This window comes from Variovorax sp. R-27, from assembly GCF_049913215.1.
In the GTDB taxonomy this organism is placed as follows: Bacteria; Pseudomonadota; Gammaproteobacteria; order Burkholderiales; family Burkholderiaceae_C; genus Variovorax.
This window is the reverse complement of sequence record NZ_CP183984.1, coordinates 3,186,753-3,206,049: the sequence shown is the minus strand read 5'-3', so window position 1 is coordinate 3,206,049 and position 19,297 is coordinate 3,186,753. Positions and strand designations below refer to the sequence as shown.

The 19,297-nt window shown below is 65.8% G+C and carries 21 protein-coding genes; 9 read left to right on the top strand and 12 right to left on the bottom strand.

Annotated elements, in window-relative coordinates; translation table 11 throughout:
* Position 1 precedes the first annotated feature (1 nt).
* Together ACN9MV_RS14905 and ACN9MV_RS14900 are read right to left on the bottom strand one after the other, a co-directional pair.
* The gene (locus ACN9MV_RS14905; RefSeq protein ID WP_426392918.1) at positions 2-805 is read right to left on the bottom strand and encodes a sulfite exporter TauE/SafE family protein; all 804 of its coding nucleotides are present in this window, start codon (positions 803-805) and stop codon (positions 2-4) included.
* 3 nt (positions 806-808) lie between these two features.
* Positions 809-1,144 (bottom strand): antibiotic biosynthesis monooxygenase family protein, encoded by a 336-nt coding sequence (locus ACN9MV_RS14900; RefSeq protein ID WP_093054564.1) that lies wholly within the window; start codon positions 1,142-1,144, stop codon positions 809-811.
* Between the two features lie 128 nt (positions 1,145-1,272).
* Here ACN9MV_RS14900 and ACN9MV_RS14895 point away from each other — a divergent pair, with 128 nt between their 5' ends.
* The gene (locus ACN9MV_RS14895) at positions 1,273-2,172 is read left to right on the top strand and encodes a transglutaminase family protein (RefSeq protein ID WP_256216665.1); all 900 of its coding nucleotides are present in this window, start codon (positions 1,273-1,275) and stop codon (positions 2,170-2,172) included.
* 27 nt (positions 2,173-2,199) lie between these two features.
* Here ACN9MV_RS14895 and ACN9MV_RS14890 read toward each other — a convergent pair whose 3' ends face one another.
* The 4 genes from ACN9MV_RS14890 to ACN9MV_RS14875 all read right to left on the bottom strand — a co-directional run bounded on the left by ACN9MV_RS14890 (position 2,200) and on the right by ACN9MV_RS14875 (position 6,794).
* On the bottom strand, positions 2,200-3,414 hold the full coding sequence (locus ACN9MV_RS14890; RefSeq protein WP_426392916.1) for a glycerophosphodiester phosphodiesterase: 1,215 nt from the start codon (positions 3,412-3,414) through the stop codon (positions 2,200-2,202).
* Positions 3,415-3,580: 166 nt separating this feature from the next.
* Entirely contained in the window at positions 3,581-4,504 is a 924-nt protein-coding gene (locus ACN9MV_RS14885; RefSeq protein ID WP_426392914.1) for a crotonase/enoyl-CoA hydratase family protein, read from the bottom strand.
* A 77-nt stretch (positions 4,505-4,581) separates the two neighbouring features.
* Complete coding sequence (locus tag ACN9MV_RS14880) at positions 4,582-6,069, bottom strand: sensor histidine kinase (protein ID WP_177192739.1); 1,488 nt, start codon at positions 6,067-6,069, stop codon at positions 4,582-4,584.
* A complete protein-coding gene (locus tag ACN9MV_RS14875) occupies positions 6,069-6,794 on the bottom strand; it encodes a response regulator transcription factor (protein WP_093074754.1) in 726 nt (241 codons plus the stop codon). Before ACN9MV_RS14875 ends, ACN9MV_RS14880 begins: the two co-directional genes overlap by 1 nt.
* 98 nt (positions 6,795-6,892) lie before the next feature.
* Here ACN9MV_RS14875 and ACN9MV_RS14870 point away from each other — a divergent pair, with 98 nt between their 5' ends.
* The 4 genes from ACN9MV_RS14870 to msrA all read left to right on the top strand — a co-directional run bounded on the left by ACN9MV_RS14870 (position 6,893) and on the right by msrA (position 9,490).
* The gene (locus tag ACN9MV_RS14870; RefSeq protein WP_426392913.1) at positions 6,893-7,540 is read left to right on the top strand and encodes a cytochrome b/b6 domain-containing protein; all 648 of its coding nucleotides are present in this window, start codon (positions 6,893-6,895) and stop codon (positions 7,538-7,540) included.
* Positions 7,540-8,331 carry a molybdopterin-binding protein gene (locus ACN9MV_RS14865; RefSeq protein ID WP_426392912.1) on the top strand — a complete coding sequence of 264 codons (792 nt, stop codon included), beginning with the start codon at positions 7,540-7,542 and terminating at the stop codon, positions 8,329-8,331. Before ACN9MV_RS14870 ends, ACN9MV_RS14865 begins: the two co-directional genes overlap by 1 nt.
* 105 nt (positions 8,332-8,436) lie before the next feature.
* Complete coding sequence (locus tag ACN9MV_RS14860; RefSeq protein ID WP_093173986.1) at positions 8,437-8,688, top strand: pentapeptide MXKDX repeat protein; 252 nt, start codon at positions 8,437-8,439, stop codon at positions 8,686-8,688.
* Between the two features lie 100 nt (positions 8,689-8,788).
* Positions 8,789-9,490, top strand: coding sequence for a peptide-methionine (S)-S-oxide reductase MsrA (msrA, locus tag ACN9MV_RS14855; RefSeq protein ID WP_093054545.1), 702 nt, complete (start codon positions 8,789-8,791; stop codon positions 9,488-9,490).
* 16 nt (positions 9,491-9,506) lie between these two features.
* Here the strand turns inward: msrA and ACN9MV_RS14850 are convergent, their stop codons facing one another.
* The 5 genes from ACN9MV_RS14850 to ACN9MV_RS14830 are packed head-to-tail and all read right to left on the bottom strand — an operon-like array spanning position 9,507 to position 15,134.
* Positions 9,507-10,805 carry an acetyl-CoA hydrolase/transferase family protein gene (locus tag ACN9MV_RS14850; protein WP_426392911.1) on the bottom strand — a complete coding sequence of 433 codons (1,299 nt, stop codon included), beginning with the start codon at positions 10,803-10,805 and terminating at the stop codon, positions 9,507-9,509.
* A gap of 8 nt (positions 10,806-10,813) precedes the next feature.
* On the bottom strand, positions 10,814-11,824 hold the full coding sequence (locus ACN9MV_RS14845; protein ID WP_426392909.1) for a class I fructose-bisphosphate aldolase: 1,011 nt from the start codon (positions 11,822-11,824) through the stop codon (positions 10,814-10,816).
* Positions 11,825-11,875: 51 nt separating this feature from the next.
* Positions 11,876-13,048 carry an NAD(P)/FAD-dependent oxidoreductase gene (locus ACN9MV_RS14840; protein WP_426392908.1) on the bottom strand — a complete coding sequence of 391 codons (1,173 nt, stop codon included), beginning with the start codon at positions 13,046-13,048 and terminating at the stop codon, positions 11,876-11,878.
* Between the two features lie 28 nt (positions 13,049-13,076).
* Positions 13,077-13,982 (bottom strand): delta(1)-pyrroline-2-carboxylate reductase family protein, encoded by a 906-nt coding sequence (locus ACN9MV_RS14835; RefSeq protein WP_426392906.1) that lies wholly within the window; start codon positions 13,980-13,982, stop codon positions 13,077-13,079.
* Positions 13,983-13,988: 6 nt separating this feature from the next.
* Entirely contained in the window at positions 13,989-15,134 is a 1,146-nt protein-coding gene (locus ACN9MV_RS14830) for a branched-chain amino acid ABC transporter substrate-binding protein (RefSeq protein WP_093054535.1), read from the bottom strand.
* A gap of 168 nt (positions 15,135-15,302) precedes the next feature.
* Here ACN9MV_RS14830 and ACN9MV_RS14825 point away from each other — a divergent pair, with 168 nt between their 5' ends.
* Positions 15,303-16,196 carry a LysR substrate-binding domain-containing protein gene (locus tag ACN9MV_RS14825; RefSeq protein ID WP_093054533.1) on the top strand — a complete coding sequence of 298 codons (894 nt, stop codon included), beginning with the start codon at positions 15,303-15,305 and terminating at the stop codon, positions 16,194-16,196.
* Here ACN9MV_RS14825 and ACN9MV_RS14820 read toward each other — a convergent pair.
* Positions 16,193-17,221, bottom strand: a complete 1,029-nt coding sequence (locus tag ACN9MV_RS14820; protein WP_426392904.1) for an aldo/keto reductase — start codon at positions 17,219-17,221, stop codon at positions 16,193-16,195. The genes ACN9MV_RS14825 and ACN9MV_RS14820 overlap by 4 nt on opposite strands.
* 275 nt (positions 17,222-17,496) lie before the next feature.
* On the opposite strand from ACN9MV_RS14820, the gene ACN9MV_RS14815 reads away from it, so the two are divergent.
* The 3 genes from ACN9MV_RS14815 (at position 17,497) to ACN9MV_RS14805 (ending at position 19,246) form a co-directional block, all read left to right on the top strand.
* The gene (locus tag ACN9MV_RS14815; protein WP_426392902.1) at positions 17,497-18,159 is read left to right on the top strand and encodes a peptidoglycan recognition protein family protein; all 663 of its coding nucleotides are present in this window, start codon (positions 17,497-17,499) and stop codon (positions 18,157-18,159) included.
* Positions 18,156-18,710, top strand: a complete 555-nt coding sequence (locus ACN9MV_RS14810; RefSeq protein ID WP_093054527.1) for a hypothetical protein — start codon at positions 18,156-18,158, stop codon at positions 18,708-18,710. The genes ACN9MV_RS14815 and ACN9MV_RS14810 overlap by 4 nt, the downstream gene beginning before the upstream one ends.
* Positions 18,711-18,793: 83 nt before the next feature.
* Positions 18,794-19,246, top strand: coding sequence for a GNAT family N-acetyltransferase (locus tag ACN9MV_RS14805; RefSeq protein WP_426392901.1), 453 nt, complete (start codon positions 18,794-18,796; stop codon positions 19,244-19,246).
* Positions 19,247-19,297 lie beyond the last annotated feature (51 nt).

Sequence of the window (19,297 nt, the reverse complement as noted above, 5' to 3'; positions counted from 1 at the left end):
ATCAGCCCGCGCCCGATGCCCGCCAGGCCATCAGCAGCGCCATGCAGATCACCAGCACGAAGAAGTACTTGCGCAGCGCCTGCTCCTCCAGCCGGGTCGCCAGCCGCGCCCCGGCCGCCGTGCCGATCCACAGCCCCAGCACGACAAAGCCCAGCAGCACCCAGGGCAGCCCGCTGGCGACGCTGGCGTAGACAAGCACTGCCGGCAACGCCAGCGGCAGCGCGTTGATCGCCAGGCTCACCGCTTGCGCCCGGTGCTGCGAGTAATGCAGCGCCACCGTCAGCAGCGCCGTGATGGCCAGCCCGCCGCCGATGCCCAGCAACCCCGACGATGCGCCCGCGACCATGCCAACGACCACCAGCGCGACGACTGCTCCGCGTGGCTCTTCGACCTGCGCCGCCTCGACACCCGCGGTCTTCGCAGGCGACTTCAGCACGACCAGCGTCGCCAGCACCAGCAGATACCCCACGAACATCCACCGCAGCGCCGCATCGGCGACATGACTCGCTCCACGCGCGCCCGCATAAGCCCCAGCCAGAAACCCGAACGAGATCCAGACCACCGTACGCCACGAGGCCCCATGCCCCGACACCCGGTAGCGCAGAAACCCCGCCAGGCTGGTCGGCACCAGCTGCGCTGCGAGCGAAATGGCCTGCGCATCATGCTGCCCCAGCCCGGGCATCAACGCCAGCGCGGGCACCAGCGCCCCGCCGGGGCTCACACCGAGCAGGCCGGCCATCGCACCCGAAAAGATGCCGATCGCCAGCCCGCCCAGCACTTGAACGAGACCGAACGATTCGGGCATGGGCTAAGCGGCGCCCTGCCCCGAAGGCGCCAGCAGGTGATCGATACGGCTGTCCCCATAGGTGCGCAGCACCTCGGAGATCACCACCTTGTACCCGTCGAGCCAGTTCGCCTGCGCCGCCTTGGCCTGCTGGTGCACGGGGTGGCGGATCAACGCCTGCAGGCTGTCGAGCGAGTCCCAGTAGTAGACGTTCGACACCAGCCCGTTGCCCGTGTTCTCCCATGTTTCCTCGCCCAGGTAGCCGGGCAGCGACTTCGCTGCCGCGGCGATGGTCTGGTCGAGACGGTGGAATTCGTCGTCGAATTGCTTCTTGGCGAAGATGAAGGTGGCGGAGTACATGGCGAGCCGGAATCTCCTGGGTGAATGAACCCGAATGGACCCGGGCAGAGCCCGGACGGGCGCCGATTCTGCGGCATGTGCTCACGCCAATCCACCGTTTTGCCACGCGAACGCTGAGAATGCACCGCATGGCCATCCAGTACGACATCAAGCACACCACCGTCTATCGCTACAACAAGCCGGTCACCTTCGGCCTGCACCGCGTGATGTTCCGTCCGCGCGACAGCCACGACCTGCGCGTGCTGGCCACCGACCTGCAGGTGAGCCCGCAGGCCTTCACCCGGCTCATTCAAGACCCGCATTCCAATTCCGTGGCGCTGGTGCAGCCCATGGGCGAGGCGACCGAGCTGCGCATCGTGTGCTCTTTCACCATCGAGCACGTGCCGGCGCAGCAGGACCAGTTGGCGCTCGACCCCGCCGCCGAATTCTTGCCCTTCGCCTATTCGGTGCAGGAGCGCCTCGACCTCGAGCACTACCTGCGCCCGCACCACGACGACGACAACCAGGGCACGCTGATCCGCTGGGCCCACCAGTTCCTGCATACCGACAAGCCCAACAGCACGCGTGAGGTGCTCACGCGCATGAACGCGCACATCGGCCAGAGCCTCGAATACAAGGCGCGCGACGAGGAAGGCACGCAAACGCCGCTCGTCACGCTGGCGCTCGGCAGCGGCAGCTGCCGCGACTACGCCCTGCTGATGATGGAAGCCGCGCGGCGCCTGGGCATTGCCACTCGCTTCGTCTCCGGCTATCTCTACGACGCCGCGCTCGACAACGCCGCCCAGACCAAGGGCGAATCGATGACCGGCGCCGGCACCACGCACGCCTGGCTGCAGGCCTATCTGCCGGGCATCGGCTGGCTGGCCTTCGATCCGACCAACAACCTGATGGGCAGCGGCCAGCTGATCCGTGTCGGCGTCACGCGCGACCCGGCGCAGGCAGCGCCCATCTCGGGCAGTTGGTATGGCGACGCCGAGGCCTACGAGGGACTCGAAGCGACGGTGGTCGTCACCCGCCGCAAGGACTGAGCGCCAACCACCGCCTCTTGCGCGCTCCTACCTCGACCGCGCCGCCCGATACGCCTTGACCACCGGCACCGCCGTGACGGGGCTGTCGGCGAAGAGGCCGTCGATGCCGGCGTCGAGGAACGCCTTGATTTCCCCGGCGGTGTCGCCTTGCATGATCGGGTCGGCCTTCGGCGCTCTCTTGAGGCTGTCCGGCAGGAAGTTGTTCTCGGGGCGGATCGTCCAGACGTGGACCAGCAGCTTCTTGTCGTGCGCGTCCTTCACGAGCGTGGTCGGCGTGCCGAGCTTGCCGTCGACCACCGGGATCACGCGTGCCTTGGCCGTGCCGACGCCCTGCGCATAAGCTGCGATCTCGGCCAGGCCCTCGGGCTTCACAAGATCGGCATACGTGCGCTTGTCGCTCAGGGCCACGAGGTCGTAGGGCGCCCCCTGCCCGTCGATGAGCTGGACGATCTTCACCGTGCTCTTCAGGCGGATGTCCTTCAGGTTGCCGGTCTCGAAAGACTGCACGAACACCGGCGCATCAGCCTTGTTCAGGTCGTGCTTCTGCAGGGTGTCGAGCAGCCTCTTCTCCAGCGGCAGGCCGATCGAGCGGAAGTAGGTCGGGTGCTTGGTCTCGGGGTAGATGCCGATCACGCGACCCTTGGCCACAGACTGGGCCTTGGCGAGCTGGATCACTTCGTCGAGCGTGGGCACCTGGAACTGGTCGTTGTACGACACGTTGGCCGGGCGCAGCTTCGGAATGCGCTCGCGGGCCTTCAGCTCCTTGAGTTCGGCCAGCGTGAAGTCCTCGGTGAACCAGCCTGTGATCGAGATGCCATCGATGACCTTGGTGGCCTTGCGGCCGGCGAACTTCGGCACGTCGGCCACGTTGGTGGTGGCCTCGATCACGGTGCCGGCTGCGTCGACGATGGCAATGGCGTTCTCGTGGCGGGCGACCAGTTCGCCGTCCTTGGTGGGCACCAGGTCGGGTTCGATGAAGTCAGCTCCGTCGTCGATGGCCTGCTGGTACGAGGCCAGCGTATGTTCAGGCCGCTGCGCCGAAGCGCCGCGATGACCGATGACGAGCACGGGTGCCGCCTCCACTGGCGCTGGAGCCGGGGCCGGCGCAGGAGGCGCCGCCGGCGGTGACGCCGGCGCATCGGGTAGCGCGGGCATGCCGCCGCCACTGCCACCACCGCATGCCGCCATGAACGCGCAGGCACAAGCCGCCAGAGTGGTCCTGGAAAAAGTTAACAACTGCATTGAAATTCCCCCCATTTGTTTCTATCGATGTAAATACGCCTGCCTTTGGCTGCCAAGCAGGTTGGCGGCAGGCGCGCCGGATCATCGAAGGGGGAGGTGTCGGTCGCGTGACATGCACCACGCGACAAAGGGCCATCGGCGCGCACCGGCGCCTGCCCGTGCCAGATCAGCCGCGCGCTGCCAGCTTCGCTTCGAGCTCGGCAATGCGTGCGCGGGCTTCGTCGCCCTCGGGAATCGGCCGGCCGCTGTCACGCCACTGCACCGCGCTCTTGAAGCCCTCGGCCTCCGCCTGGCGCCTGAACCACATCCCCTCGGGGTTATGGCGCGTGATGCCGTCGAACACGGTCGCGAACATCTGGCTCTGCTCCAGCCCCATCGAATGCCAGACCTGGTTGACGACCAGCTTGTGCATCATCAAGTGCGAACGCGGCACGCCCGCGATGCGCAGTGCGAGCTTCAGCGTGGCGTCGTCGAGCTGATCGGCGGGCACCGAGAAATTGGCGAGACCCCAATCGGCCGCCTGCGTGCCGGCAATGGTGTCGCCCGTGAACATGAGCTGCTTGGCGCGCATGGCACCGAGGCGATAGGTCCACATCGCGGTGGTCGGGCAGCCCCACACGCGCGTGGGCATGTAGCCGATGCGCGCATCGTCGGCCATGGTCAGCAGGTCGCAGCACAGCGCGATGTCGCTGCCGCCCGCCACCGCGTAGCCGTGCACCTTGGCGATGGTGGGCTTGCGGCTGCGCCACAGGGCCATGAAGTCGTCGGTGTTGCGCTTCATGGCGGCGTAGTCGAGCATCGGGTCCCACGGCGTTTTCTCTTGCCGGCAGGGGTGGTCGCCCTGCCCTTCGCGCCCGTGGCCTTCGGCATAGTCGCCGAGGTCGTAGCCGGCGCAGAAGGCGCGGCCTGCGCCTTCGACCACGATCACATGCACCTCGTCATCGGCTTCGGCCCATTCGACCGCGCGTCGAATCTCCGAAGGCGTGGTCTCGCCGATGGCGTTGAGCTTCTCGGGCCGGTTGAGTACGAGGCGCGCGATGCGCGGGTGCTGCGGGTCCTTGTCGATCAGGACGGTTTCGAAGGCTGGCATCTGGCTTGTCTCCTTGCGTGAGGGTTGTGCTGTTCTTGCAGCATCGTCACCCACGCGCAGGCAAACCTGCAAGCCTTTCAGGCGCTTGCCGCACCACCCAGCTGAAAGCGGAACACCGCGCCCTTGTCCGGCTGCTGCACCAGCCGTATGTCGCTGCCGTGCAGCTGCAAGATGCGCTTCACGATCACCAGGCCCAGCCCGCCGCTGCTCGCGCTGTCGGTGCGCGATCCGCTCATGAACACGGGGCGCATGAACAGGGCCGGCTGCAGTTCGCCCGGAATGCCGGGGCCCGTGTCGCTCACCTGAACCGTCACGCCTGCGTTCTCGGCACGCAGCTGCACCACGATTTCGCCGCCCTCGGGCGTGTGGCGGATCGCGTTGTCGAGCAGGTTGGTCAGCACGCGCTCGATCATGCCGAGGTCGGCCGACACCACCGGCAGGCCCGGCGCGATGTCGGGCTTGAGGCGTTGGTGCCTCGCCTCGGCAGCCAGCTCGAACTTCTGGAACACGTCCTGCACGAGATCGGCGAGTGCGAAGTTTTCCTTCTCGGGCTTGACCACGCCGTATTCGAGGCGTGCCAGTTCGAACACTTCCTGCGCGAGGCGGCCGACCTTGCGGCTCTGGCCCAGCGCGATTTCCAGATAGCGCCGGCGCTCTTCCTCGCTGAGCGAGCCGGCCTTGAGCAGCAGCGTTTCGAGATACCCGTGCAGCGAGGTGAGCGGCGTGCGCAGGTCGTGCGAGATGTTGGCGAACAGCTCGCGGCGCTGCTGGTCTTGCAGGGTCAGCTCGCGCCATTGCTCGGCGATGCGACGCGTCATCTGCGTGAAGGCCTGGCCCAGCTGCGCGATTTCGTCGCTGCCGTGGGAGAGGCGCTCCAGCGTGGGAGCCTCGCTTTCGAGCGAGGCGATGCCTTCTGTCTCGAAGCGCTTGACGGCCGAGGTCAGCTCGCGCAGCGGCCGCGTGATGAGGCGGAAAGCCGCAAGGCCCGCAAGCAGCCCGAGCAGCGCCACCAGCCCCATCGACCACAGCGTGGTGCGCAGCACGTTGTCGGTCGCCGCATTGGCGACCAGCGCGTCGTGGTCTTCGCCCTGCAGCACCACGTAGACGTATCCCACGTCGCGCCCGTCCATGCGCAGCGGCGCGGCGCTGAACACCTTGGACGCGGCAAGACTTCGCGGATCGTCGCCGCCGATGGGCAGCGGCGCACCCGACAGCAGCTTGCGGATCGGCCCCAGCTCGACCTTGTCGCGCTTCAGGTGCCCGAGCGGTGCGGCCTGCGCCTTGATGCGGCCGTCCAGCCCCAGCAGATAGACCTCCACGCTCGGGTTGACGGCCATGAGCTTGTCGAAAAGATCCTTCACCGCCTCCTGGTTGAGTCCGCCAGGCTTCATGAGCTCGGAGTTCTCGGCGATGTGCGCCGCGAGCCCGAGCGACAGGCGCTGGATGACCTCCTGTTCGTGAATGCCGTTGGAGCGCATCTGCAGCCACGCCGAGGCCCCGCAGCACACCAGCAGCAGCACCGCGAACACGGCCGATAGCCGCCGCGACAGCGTGGCCCACGCCATCACGCAGAGTCCTCCCCGGTCGCGGTGGCCGACAGCTTGTAGCCCCGCCCCCATACCGTGAGGATGCGCCGTGGCTCCGCCGGATCGGCCTCGACCTTGGTGCGCAGCCGGTTGATGTGCGTGTTGACGGTGTGCTCGTAGCCGTCGTGCTGGTAGCCCCAAACCTGGTTGAGCAGGTCGAGCCGCGAGAACACCTTGCCGGGGTTCCGAGCAAAGAAGTAGAGCAGGTCGAACTCGCGCGGCGTGAGCTCGATGAGCTTGCCGTCCACGCGCACCTCGCGCGCCAGCGGCTCGATGTCGAGATTGCCGAGCGTGAGGCTGCCCGACTCCATGCGCGCATTGCGCGCCAGCGCGTCGGTGCGCCGCAGCAGCGCCTTCACGCGCGCCACCAGTTCCAGCACCGAGAAGGGCTTGGCCAGGTAATCGTCGGCGCCCAGCTCCAGCCCGAGGATGCGGTGCACCTCGCTCGAGCGGGCACTGATGATGATGATCGGCGTGTAGCGCGTCATGGCGCGGGCGCGGCGGCAGATTTCGAGGCCGTCGATGCCGGGCAGCATCAGGTCGAGCACCAGCGCGTCCCAGTTGCCGCGCTCCAGCTCGCGCAGGCCGGCGTGGCCGTCGGCGGCGTGCTCGACCGCATAGCCTTCGTCGCGCAGATGCATGCGCAGGAGTTCGGCAATGTGGGCGTCGTCTTCGACGATCAGCACGCGCTTGGAGGTGTCCATAGGGCGCCATTGTCCTGCGATACGGCTTGCGGAGTTATCACGATTAATTGAACTTTGCGTGATGAATCGGCCATGGGGTGCGCCCAACAATCCGCCCCATGAACAGCACAGCCATCGCCCCACTCGCCGAGCCGGCCCCCGAGGTCGATCGCCGTCCCGTCCATCCGCTGTGGATGCGCATCACGCACTGGCTCAACGCGCTGGCCGTGGTGATCCTGGTGACGAGCGGCTGGCGCATCTATGACGCGGCGCCGTTCTTCCCTTTCACCATCCCGACCGTCATCACGCTTGGCGGCTGGCTCGGCGGCGCGCTGCAGTGGCACTTTGCGGCCATGTGGCTGCTGGTGTTCAACGGCTTCGTGTACCTGGCCATGAACATCGCCAGCGGCCGGCTTGCCCGCAAGTTCTTCCCAGTAACGCCGGCCGGCATCTGGCACGACGCGCTGGCCGCGCTGAAGGGCAAGCTCTCGCACGCCGACCCGCGCCACTACAACAGCGTGCAGAAGCTGGCCTACCTGTTCGTGATGCTCGACCTGATCGTGATCGTGCTGTCGGGCCTGGTGCTGTGGAAGTCGGTGCAGTTCGCCGTGCTTCGCGACCTGCTGGGCGGCTACGAGTTTGCGCGCCGCATCCACTTCTTTGCGATGGCGGCCATCGTCGCCTTCGTCGTCGTGCATCTGGTGATGGTGGCCCTGGTGCCCCGCACCCTCCTCACCATGATCCGCGGCCGTGCGCCAAAAGCCTGATGAAAATCTTTAAAGCCCCCACCCTGAGCGGCATTGACGGCGACGCCGTGCTGCGCGAAGCCCGCACGCTGATTGCGAAGAAGCTCGACCAGCCTTCGCGTCGCGCCTTCCTGCAACGCTCGCTCACGCTCGGTGGCCTCTCGCTGCTCACGGGCTGCAGCATCAGCGACAACGCGCAGGTGGAAGCCGCGCTCACGAAGATCTCGCGCTTCAACGACAAGGTGCAGGGCCTGATCTTCAGCCCGACGCAGCTTGCCCCGACGTACACCGAAGCCGAGATCACGCGCCCCTTTCCGTTCAACGCCTACTACGGCGAAGACGAGGTGCGCGAAGTAGACGAAGCCAGCTACAAGCTCGAAGTGACCGGCATGGTCGCCGACAAGCATGCCTGGACGCTGGCCGAGTTGCGCGCCATGCCGCAGCACGACCAGATCACGCGCCACATCTGCGTGGAAGGCTGGAGCGCCATCGGCAAATGGGGTGGCGTGCGTTTTGCCGACTTCCTGCGCCACGTCGGCGCCGACCTGACGGCCAAGTATGTCGGCTTCAAGTGCGCGGACGACTACTACACCAGCATCGACATGCCCACCGCGCTGCATCCGCAGACGCTGCTGACGCTGACCTACGACGGCCAGCCGCTGCCGCCCAAGTACGGCTTTCCGATGAAGCTGCGCATGCCGACCAAGCTTGGCTACAAGAACCCGAAGCACATCAAGGCGATGTTCGTCACCAACACCTACACAGGTGGCTACTGGGAAGACCAGGGCTACAACTGGTTCGGAGGGAGCTGAGGGGCCGACACAGCCGCTCGACTGCCGAAGAAAGCGCAAGGCCCAGTTCACTGTAACCAGGCCGATCTTTGAAACGAAATCCAAACTCAACCCAGGAAGACTCCAATGAACAAGCTCACCGCAACCCTGCTCGCAACCTGTATGGCCTTCGCCGGCGCCTCGGCTTTCGCCGCAGACGAAATGGCGAAAGACGGCATGGCCAAGGACTCGATGTCCAAGGACGGCATGAAGAAAGACTCGATGGCGAAGGACTCCATGTCGAAGGACGCCATGAAGAAGGACTCGATGGCCAAAGACTCGATGTCCAAGGACGCCATGAAGAAGGACAGCATGGGCAAGGACGAGATGAAGAAGTAAGCAGAGCAACCCGCAAACGCCATTGACGCCCGGCAGATTCGGCGTCAATGTCGCGCCAACCGGCTATCCAGCCACCGAAACTCGCCCTCAAGGAGCCCTCATGAAATCCCTCGCACTCACCGCCGGCACGCTGGCTGCCGCCGCGCTGGTCTGGCACGCAGTGCCTTCGTTCGCCGAAACCGCCCGCCGGGTGCCCGCGCCCACGGCAGACCTCGTGGCACCGCCGGCCGCAAAGACCGAAACCGCCGTGTTCGCCGGCGGCTGCTTCTGGGGCGTTCAGGGCGTGTTCCAGCGCGTCAAGGGCGTGAGCAATGCCGTATCGGGCTACGCCGGTGGCGACGCCAAGACGGCGCGCTACGACGAAGTCGGCTCGGGCCGCACGGGCCATGCCGAATCGGTGCGCATCACCTACGACCCGCAGCAGGTCAGCTACGGCAAGCTGCTGCAGATCTACTTCTCGGTGGCGCACGACCCGACCGAACTCAACCGCCAGGGCCCGGACACCGGCACGCAATACCGCTCCACCGTGTTCGCCGAGAACGCCGAGCAGGCGCGCATCGCCACCGCCTACATCGCACAGCTGAACCAGGCCAAGACCTTCGGCAAGCAGCTGGCCACCACGGTCGAGATGTCCAAGCCCTTCTATGCGGCCGAGGACTATCACCAGGACTACCTGACGCTGCACCCGAGCCAGCCCTACATCGCGATCAACGACATGCCGAAGATCGACGACCTGAAAAAGCTGTTCCCGGAGAGCTACAAGGCAACGCCTTCGCTGGTGAAGGCGGCCAAGGCCGGCTGATAGCCAACCCGCAGGCCTACAGCAGCTTCAGCCGCCTGGCCTGCTCCGTCAGCTCCGCCCGGAAGGCCGGATGCGCGATGCCGATGAGTTCGCGCGCCCGCTGCTTCGCCGACTTACCTCGCAACTGGGCCACGCCGTATTCGGTGACCACGTAGTTGATGTCGTTCTTGCTCGTGCTCACATGCGTGCCCGGCGACAGCGAGGGCACGATGCGCGAGATGGTGTCGCCCTTGGCCGTGGAAGGCAGCACGATGAAAGCCTTGCCGCCGCGCGAACGATTGGCGGCACGCACGAAGTCCGACTGCCCGCCCGTGCCCGAGTACGGCGCGTGGCCCAGGCTCTCCGAACCGCACTGGCCCAGCAGGTCGATCTGCATCGTCGCGTTGATTGCGATGAGGTTGTCGTTGAGCCCTGCCAGCGCCGGGTCGTTGGTGAAGTTCACCGGGTGCATCTCCAGCGCCGGGTTGCGGTCCATGAAGCGGTAGAGCTTGCTCGACCCCAGCGCGAAGGTGGCGATCGACTTGCCCGGCAGGTAGTTCTTGCGCCGATTGGTCACGGCCCCGCTCTCCACCAGCGTGAGAATGCCGTCGCCGATCATCTCGGTGTGGATGCCCAGGTCGTGCTTGTGCGTTAGCTGCATCACCACCGCGTCGGGAATACCGCCATAGCCGATCTGCAGCGTCGAGCCGTCGTCGATCAGGTCGGCCACGTATTTGCCGATGGCTTCCTGCACCACCCCGATCTTCGGCAGGCCGACTTCCATGACCGGCGCCTCGTTTTCCACGAGCGCGGCCACCTGCGAAATGTGCACATGGCAGGCGCCACAGGCAAAGGGCACGTTCGGGTTCACCTCGAGCACCACGGCACGCGCCCTGGCAACCGCGGCCATCGTGTAGTCGGCGCCCAGGCTCAGGGCAAAGTAGCCGTGCGCATCCATGGGCGAGGCCATGCTGAAGACCACGTCGGCCGGCATCTGCCCGCGCTCGATCTGCGTGGGAATCTCCGAGAAGTAGTTCGGCAAAAAGTCGATCCAGCCCTCCTGCCCGCCCGCGCGGGAGGCCCCACCGAAGAACAACGCGACGTGGCGCACGTGCTCGACTGTCTCGGGGTCGATGTAGGCGTACTTGCGCATCGCAAGAATCTGCGCGACCTTCACGTCGTGGAAATCGCGGCGATGCTCCGACAGCGCCGTGAGCAGCGTGGGCGGCTCGCCGACTCCCGTCGGCACGATGATCATGTCGCCGTTGCGCACCTGGCGCACGGCGTCGGCGGGAGATGCCAGCTTCTGGCGGTACAGGTCCTGAGGGGTCGTCATGCGTGGCTCTATGCCTCTTTGTAGTCGCCGCGACGCGCGGCCTGATTGGCCCGGGTGCGGAGCACCAGCGCTTGTTGGGCAACAGACACGTTGGCGGCATCGCCCTTCCATGCATCGAGCGCGGGCTGCTGCACCGCGCGGGAGAACGAGAAGGCCAGCGCCCACGGCATGCGCGACTTGAACCGGATGTTCATTTCGTTCAGCCGTGCGGAAGCCAGCTGCGCCGACTGGCCGCCCGAGAGAAACGCCACACCGGGCACTGCTGCAGGCACGGTGCGCAGCAGGCAGTTGACCGTGGCCTCCGCGACCGCCTCGACAGAATCCTGCGTGGAGGCCTTCTGCCCCGGCAGCACCATGTTCGGCTTCAGCAGCATGCCTTCGAGCAGCACGCCCTGTGCGCGCAGTTCGGCGAAGGTCTTGTGCAGCACTTCTTCGGTAACTTCGGCGCACCGCGCGAGCGAATGATTGCCGTCCATCAGCACCTCGGGTTCGACGATGGGCACCAGGCCTGCTTCCTGGCACAGCGCGGCGTAGCGAGCTAGCGCGTGGGCATTGACGCGAATGCAGGCGCGCGTCGGCAGGCCGTCGCCGATGGCGATCACGCCGCGCCACTTGGCAAAGCGCGCGCCCATGCCGGCGTATTCGGCAAGGCGCTCGCGCAGACCGTCCAGCCCTTCGGTGACGGTCTCGCCAGGATGACCAGCCAGCGGCTTCGCTCCCGTGTCGACCTTGATGCCGGGAATGATGCCCACGCCCTCCAGCGCCTTGGCGAAGGGCTGACCCGCGTTGGTCTTCTGGCGGATGGTCTCGTCGAACAAGATGGCGCCGCTGATGCTGTCGCCCAGCCCCGGCGCGGTGACGATCAGCTCGCGCCAGTCGCGCCGCGCCGCCTCGGTCTGCGGAATGCCCAGCGTGGCGAAGCGCTTGTTGCAGGTGGCGTTGCTCTCGTCCATCGCGAGCAAGCCCTTGTCGCCTGCGACGAGTGCGCGGGCGATATCGATCAGTGTCTGTGCGGTCATGGGTAGGTGCACCTCTCTGGCGAAGATCGTACGCCCTCCCCTTGGCCCCGCCTAGATCACGTTCTTCTCCAGCAGCGGCCTGTTCTCCAGAATGCGCGCGAAAGACACCGGCGAAAGGTCGAGGCTGCGGTATTCCCCGAAGCGGATCAGCTCCGCCACGCCGTGCCCAGCCGCCGGGCACTGCTGCAGGCCGTGGCCCGAGAAGCCATTGGCGAAGTAGAGGTTGTCGCAGTCCGGGTGCAGGCCGAGGATGGCGTTGTGGTCGAACACGTTCATCTCGTAGTAGCCCGCCCATGCGCCTGTCATGCGGATGGCTTCGAAGGCCGGCACGCGTTCGGCCAGTGATGGCCAGATGAAGCTGTCGAAGGCTTCGTACTCGACCTCGAGCGGCGCATCGTCGTGGTCCTGGTCTTCGGGTGGCGCGAAGCCGCAGATGAACTGGCGGCCCTCGGGGCGCAGCCAGATGCCGGAGGTGTCGATCACCAGCGGGCATCCGGGCAGCGTGTCGGGGCACGAGAAGCTGAACACGCTGCGGCGGCGGCCGCGCACGGGCAGATCGATGCCGGCCCACTGCGCCACCTTCGCAGCCCATGCGCCCGCGGCGTTGACGACCACGTCTGCCTCCAACGTCTGGCCGCTGTCGAGTTGCACACCGGTCACGGTGCGCCCGTTGCGGCGCAAGCCCGTCGCATGCGCCTGCACATAGCGCACACCCTGCGAGGCCGCCTTCTTGCGAAAGGCCTGCAGCAGGCTGTAACCGTCGTACCAGCCTTCGCCCGAGAGGCCCAGCGAGGCAAGCGCAACCCCTTCGGTCGAGATCCACGGAAAGCGCGCCTTCAGCTCATCGGGCGCCATCAGCGCAACGTCCACCGCATGCGCCTGCTGCATCGCGTGGTTCTCGCGCAGCACATCGACACCGGCCAGCGAGGCAAGGTACAGGTAGCCGGGCTCGACCAGGCCAATATCGGGCACGTCGTCGCCCACGCGCAGCGTCTCGCCGAGATTGCGGAAAAAGTCGATGCCGTACAGCGACATCTCGATGTTGATGGCGGTGGAGAACTGCTGGCGGATCGAGCTGGCCGACAGTGCCGACGACGCCTGTTTGTACGAGAAATCGCGCTCGACCACCGTGACCTCGAAGGGCTCCTCTTCGGGGCTGCGGGTCAGGAAGTAGGCGATGGCGGAGCCGATGGCCCCGCCGCCGATGATCACCACACGACGCATGAAATGCCCTTCTTCTTGCTGCTCGTCATCACTGCTGCTGTTGATTCACATACGCCAGCCGCGCCGCCGCCAGGTCCCACAGCGCGTGGCCTACGGTCTTGACGAGTACCAGGCGACCTTGTTGTACCGGCTGTGCGCTGCTGAAAGCCTGAACGGCGGACCAATCGACGCCCGCCCGGATCAGGTCGCCCGCCTCGCTGCGCGCCCCCTCCAGCGTATCCACAAACACGGCGCAGCGCCGCACCAGTTCGGGCGGCACCTCGGCCATGTCGGCGCGGTAGGCGCCGACGGCGATCACAGTAGCGTCTGGCCTCACACGCAGCGGGACCACCGGGTCTTGCGAGTTGGTCGCGGCGACGATCACGTCGGCTTCTTCCGCGGCGGCGGTCGGGTCAGCGATTGCACTGGCGTCGACGCCGCGCGAGCGCATGTGCTGCGCCAGTGCTTCCGCATGGGCCTGCGTTCGCGCATGGATCTTCAGATGCCGCACGCCCCACACCTCGGCAAAGGCCTCGGCGTGCGCGCGAGCCTGCACGCCCGCGCCAATCAGCAGCATGCGCTCGGCACCGCCACGCCCTGCCCTCATGGCGCCCGCCAGCGACAACGCCGCCGTGCGTCGCGCCGTGAGCACATTGCCATCCATCGCGAGCAGCCGCGTGCCAGTGGCGGCATCCATCAGCGTCACGTCGCCCTGCACCACCGGCAGGCCCTGTTCCGCATTGCCGGCGTGCACGGTCACCGTCTTCAGCGCGGCAAAGTGCAGGTCGGCCGCCGGCATCAGCAGCATGACACCGCCGGCCGCGAGCGGTACCGAGGTGCGTGGCGACGCATACGCCTCACCGAGACGTTCGCGCTCGAACATCTGCAGCAGCGCCTCGACCAAGGCGCCCCAGGGCAAGGCTGCGGCGGTTTTCTCGGCGTTCAGTGTCCGCATGCGGCCTCAGGAGCCGGCCACGCGCACGCGCTTGCCGTCCTTGTAGGTGAAGACGGTGAAATCCGGCTTCTGCAGGTTGCCCTTGGCATCGAAGCTGATGGTGCCGGTGACGCCGTCGAACTTCACCTTGCGCATTGCCGGCAGGTAAGCCTCGGGCTCGACCGAGTTGGCCGCGCGCATGCCGGCGGCCAACGCCATCATGGCGTCGTAGAGGTACGGCGCGTAGGTCAGCACGTCGACGCCATAGCGGGCCTTGTAGCGCTGCTCGAAATCGGCGCCCTTCGATGTCTTTTCGAGTTCCTTGCCGCCGCGCGTGCAGTAGAGCAGCCCGTCGACCGCGCCGCTGCTGATCTTGGCGACCTCGTCGGTGCACAGTCCGTCGGTGCCGAGCAGTTTGGCCGTGATGCCGAGCTGCTTCATCTGCCGTGCGATGAGCCCGCCCTGCGCGTCCATGCCGCCGTAGAACACCACGTCAGGCTGCTTGCTCTTGATGGTGGTGAGGATGGCCATGAAGTCGGTGGCCTTGTCGCTGCCGTACTCCTGCGCCACCACGTTGCCGCCCAGCGCCTTCACGCCGCGCGTGAACACCTCGGCGGCGCCCTGGCCGTAGGCAGTGCGGTCGTCGATTACGGCGATGTTCTTCGCCTTCAGGTCTTTCACCGTGTAGTTGGCGATGGCCATGCCCACGTCGTCGTCGCTGGCCAGGATGCGGAAGACGTTGCTGTAGCCCTGCTTCGTGAAGGTCGGGTTGGTGGCGGTGGACACGTCGGGCAGGCCCGCGCGGCTGTAGACGGCCGAGGCCGGAATGGCTGCGCCCGAGTTGAAGTGGCCCAGCATGCCCTTCACGCCCATGTCGGCCAGCTTGTTGGCGACCACCATGGCCTGCTTGGGGTCGGCCTGGTCGTCTTCGGACTGCAGCACGAACTTGATCTTCTTGCCGCCGATGACAAGGCCCTGCCTGTTCAGGTCTTCGACCGCGAGCCGCGCGCCGTTGTCGTTGTCCTTGCCCCAGTGGGCGGCGCCCCCGGTGAGCGGGCCGGCGTGGCCGATGGTGACGGTCTGCTCGGCCTGCGCGAACGCGGCGACGGGCAGGCCCAGAACGGAAACCAGTGCAATGCCCAGGGCAGTGCAACGGGTGCGCAAAACAATCATCGGAAGTCTCCTCGTATCGTTGGCATGGGGTCGGCACGCAGAATAGAGTCGTGGGCGCAAGCCGAACAAACGCTAAAAACGCACAACGTTGTGCACGCCGGGAAGGACACCGTCTCCCGGGCACGACCGGTGCTTTGGCTGAACGACTGAGACAACCGCTGGCAATCGATGAGAAAAGACATTCCCAACCTTGGCGCGCTGCAGGCCTTCGAGGCCTCGGCGCGGCTGGGCAGCTTCACCCGCGCGGCAACCGAGCTGGCGCTGACGCAAAGCGCCGTCGGCCGGCAGGTGGCCATGCTCGAACAGCGGCTCGGCGTGCCGCTGTTCTCGCGCGTGCGGCGCCGGCTCACGCTGACCGACGTGGGCCGCGAATACGCGGCGCGCATCAGGCGCCACCTCGACCAGATCCGCCGCGACACGCTGGAGATCAGCGCCGGCCACGAGATGGGCTTCGTGCTGGAACTGGCGGTCGTGCCTACCTTTGCCACGCAGTGGCTGATACCGCGGCTGCCGGAGTTCAGCCTGCTGCATCCGAACATCACGGTGAACCTGTCGGCGCGCTCGCAGCCCTTCTCTTTTCAGGAGAACGCATACGACGCAGCCATCTACTTCGGCGACCAGTTCTGGCCGAACACGCGCGGCGGGCTGATCTTTGCCGAGGGCGAGATGGTGCCTATCTGCAGCCCCGCGTTCCGCGATGCGCACGGGCCATGGGACGAAGCCGGCTTCGAGCAATGCCGCCACGTGCACCTGAGCACACGCGCCCATGCGTGGCGCGATTGGTATGCGCAACAGGGCTGGGAGTACACGGTGCACGCATCGCGCGGGCCGCGCTATGAACTGTTCACCATGGTCGTCGCGGCCACTGCGGCAGGCATGGGCGTGGGCCTGGCGCCGCGCATCCTGATCGAACACGAGTTGCGCGCCGGTGAACTCGTGATTCCGGTGGACCGCCACCTCGACGTGCGCCAGGGCTACTACTTCGCGTACCCCGAAGGCCGGCCGGCCTCCGGGGCGCTGGAGCACTTCAAGCGGTGGGTGCTCGGGCTGACGCCGGCCTAGACCGGATTGGGGTTGCGTTCGAGAAAGCCCTGCTGGTGCCAGTAGGGATAGGCCCGCGTCATCGCGCTGGCCGCATCGAGCTCGGCAACCTGCGCGGGCGTGAGGTTCCAGCCCACCGCGCCGAGGTTCTGCCGCAGCTGCGCCTCGTCGCGCGCACCGACCACCACGCTCGACACTGTCGGGCGCTGCAGCAGCCAGTTCAGCGCGACCTGCGGCACCGTCTTGCCGACTTCGGCGCCAACCTTTTCCAGCGCATCGACCACGCGGTACAGCAGTTCGTCGGGCACCGGCGGGCCCATGTCGGCAGTGACGTGCAGGCGGCTGTTGGCAGGCAGCGGCTGGCCACGGCGGATCTTGCCCGTGAGCCGGCCCCAGCCCAGCGGGCTCCACACCACCGCGCCCACGCCCTGGTCTTGCGCCAGCGGCATCAGCTCCCATTCGTAGTCGCGGCCGACCAGCGAGTAGTAGGCCTGATTGGCGACGTAGCGCGCCAAACCGTAGCGCTCTGAAACGGCCAGCGACTTCATCAGGTGCCAACCCGAGAAATTCGACACACCGATGTAGCGCAGCTTGCCCGCGCGCACGAGATCGTCGAGCGTGCCAAGCGTCTCTTCCACCGGCGTGCTCGCATCGAAGCCGTGCAGCTGGAACAGGTCGATGTAGTCGGTGCCCAGTCGCTTGAGCGCGCCATTGACGGCCTGCACGAGGTGATGGCGCGACGAGCCCACGTCGTTCGGCCCCTCGCCGCTGCGGAAGGTGGCCTTGGTCGAGATCAGCAGCCCGTCGCGCGGGCGGCCCTTGATCGCCTCGCCGAGCACCGACTCGGCTGCACCAGCCGAATAGATGTCGGCGCTGTCGAACATGTTGACGCCTGCCTCGAGGCAGATGTCGATGAGCTTGCGCGCCTCGGCCACGTCGGTGCTGCCCCACGCGCTGAAGAACTCGCCCTTGCCGCCGAAGGTGCCGGTGCCAAAACTCAACACGGGGACCTTGAGGCCTGATTTGCCTAGATGACGGTATTCCAAAGTGGTACTCCTTGGTGTTTGCGGATTCGGGATGAAGAAAGGTGGCCGGCAGACCGGTCAGCCTGCCGCGCGGCCATTGTTGGATGGCGCGTTCAACCTTGCGAGCGGATGGGCTTTGCGCAGCGGGCCACAAGTGGTTGACGAAGTCATCAACCAGTTCACCTTTTAAGCCTTTAGCATGCGCCGCGAGGTCGCGGCCTCGCGCTCATCCGATGCGCAAGGCCTGGCTTCTGCAGAGAGTCGATAACCAACAAATTCTTCAGGGAGGAAAACCCATGCTTGTCGAAATCGACGAACACGGAATGATCAGCCACGCGCGCGTGCGACATGCGCGCAGTCCGCAGATCGAACGAGGGAAACGCGCCGGGGCCATCACCGGCATCGTGGTGCATCAAACGGACGCCGATACCTCGGCGTCTTCATTGAACAGCTACAGGAATCCCAAGGCGAACGGGGCGCACTTTCTCATCGACAAGGATGGGACGATCTACCAGACGGCGGCGATCTATCAGAGGACGAATCATGTGGGGCCGTTGAAGGCGAGGTGTCTGGCGACGGCAAGATGCGAACCACGCGATTTTGCGAAGGTGGGAGTAGAGGGAATGCACCAGATCGAAATGCGAAAACCACCGGGCGAACGTTATCCAGGGAACATGGAGGCAATCGGGATCGAGATCGTCGGAAGGGCCAGATTGCCTGCGGGATTTAGAGCTGTCGGAAAGGAAGCAGAGCTGACTCTTGATGAGTTGCGCGGCAGGCGTGGAATCTATGACGAGCCAACTGCAGCACAGAATCAGTCGCTCTCGTGGCTTGTCAGCGTGCTTCGGGAGTCGATCCGAATCGATAGCGAGGAAGTTTTTCGTCATCCTCTGGTCAGCCGCAAGAACCCGACAGAGGCCAAGGGGGCAAATTGGAAAATGCAGGTGCCAACGCCATGAAAAGAAACATCGCTCTCTTGATTCCAGTGGCATTTTTGATTGCGGCTGCGATGTTTCCGGCACAAGCGTCGGACAGGCGGTATCCCATCAGCCATGTACAGAAGGTTGAGATCACAGAACCTTCGGGCAGAACGGTATGGGAGAACAAGGATTTTCTCGATTGCGATGATGTCGTTTTGACGGAAGAGGACGTTCTTTTTGCCCTGCGGCATATGCGCCGGATTTCGCGTAGTGCCTACAACCCTGAAAAAACTGATACCACGGGCTGCGAAGGAGGTGCCAACGTCACGTTCAAGAACGGAAAAATCCTCATCATGGGTATCGAGCCCAACGGACGAACTCTTGCTCTCGAGTACGACGCAAGGATGAACCGCATGAGCAGTCCGACGAGCTTCTACGAATGCAGCCCTTGCCGGAACCGCAAGATGGCGCTGCTGAAAGATGCGCTGAATCGAGCAGATGAGCGACGGCTCAGGAAGCTCGAGGCGGAGGGAAAGATTCCTCCCGGCGAAGCCGAGCGCCGGCTGAAAGCCCTGCGCGTCAGCCGCTGACTGCCCTCACCCAACCCGCTTCGGCGGGTTTTCTTCGCCCGGCCCCTCGATGCACAGCCCTGCCGGCTCGATACCATCGCCCGATGCGAATCTCCCTCGAAAGCCCCACCCAGCCCGACGTCGTCCAGCTCATCGACGACCTCGACGCCTACCAGAAGCCTCTATATCCGCCCGAGTGCCACTACGGCATCGACATCGCGGCACTGTCTGCACCGAACGTGCTGTTCGCGGTCGCCCGCGACGGCGAAGGCACGGCCGTGGGCTGCGGCGCCATCGTGATGGAGCCCGGCTTCGGCGAACTAAAACGCATGTACGTGCGGCCGGAGAACCGGGGGCAAGGCGTCGCGGCGAAGGTGCTCGGCTTTCTCGAAGGCGAAGCGGCGACGCGCGGCTGCGCGGTCTTCAGGCTGGAGACCGGCGTGAGCCAACCCGAGGCGTTGTCGTTCTATGCGCGGGTGGGCTACGCGCGGCGCGATCGGTTTGGGAGCTACCCCGACGATCCGCTGAGCGTGTTCATGCAGAAGGATGCAGGCTAGGCGCGCACCGAACGACAACAGTCCGTTCATCGCGACTCCCTTGTGCGCCGG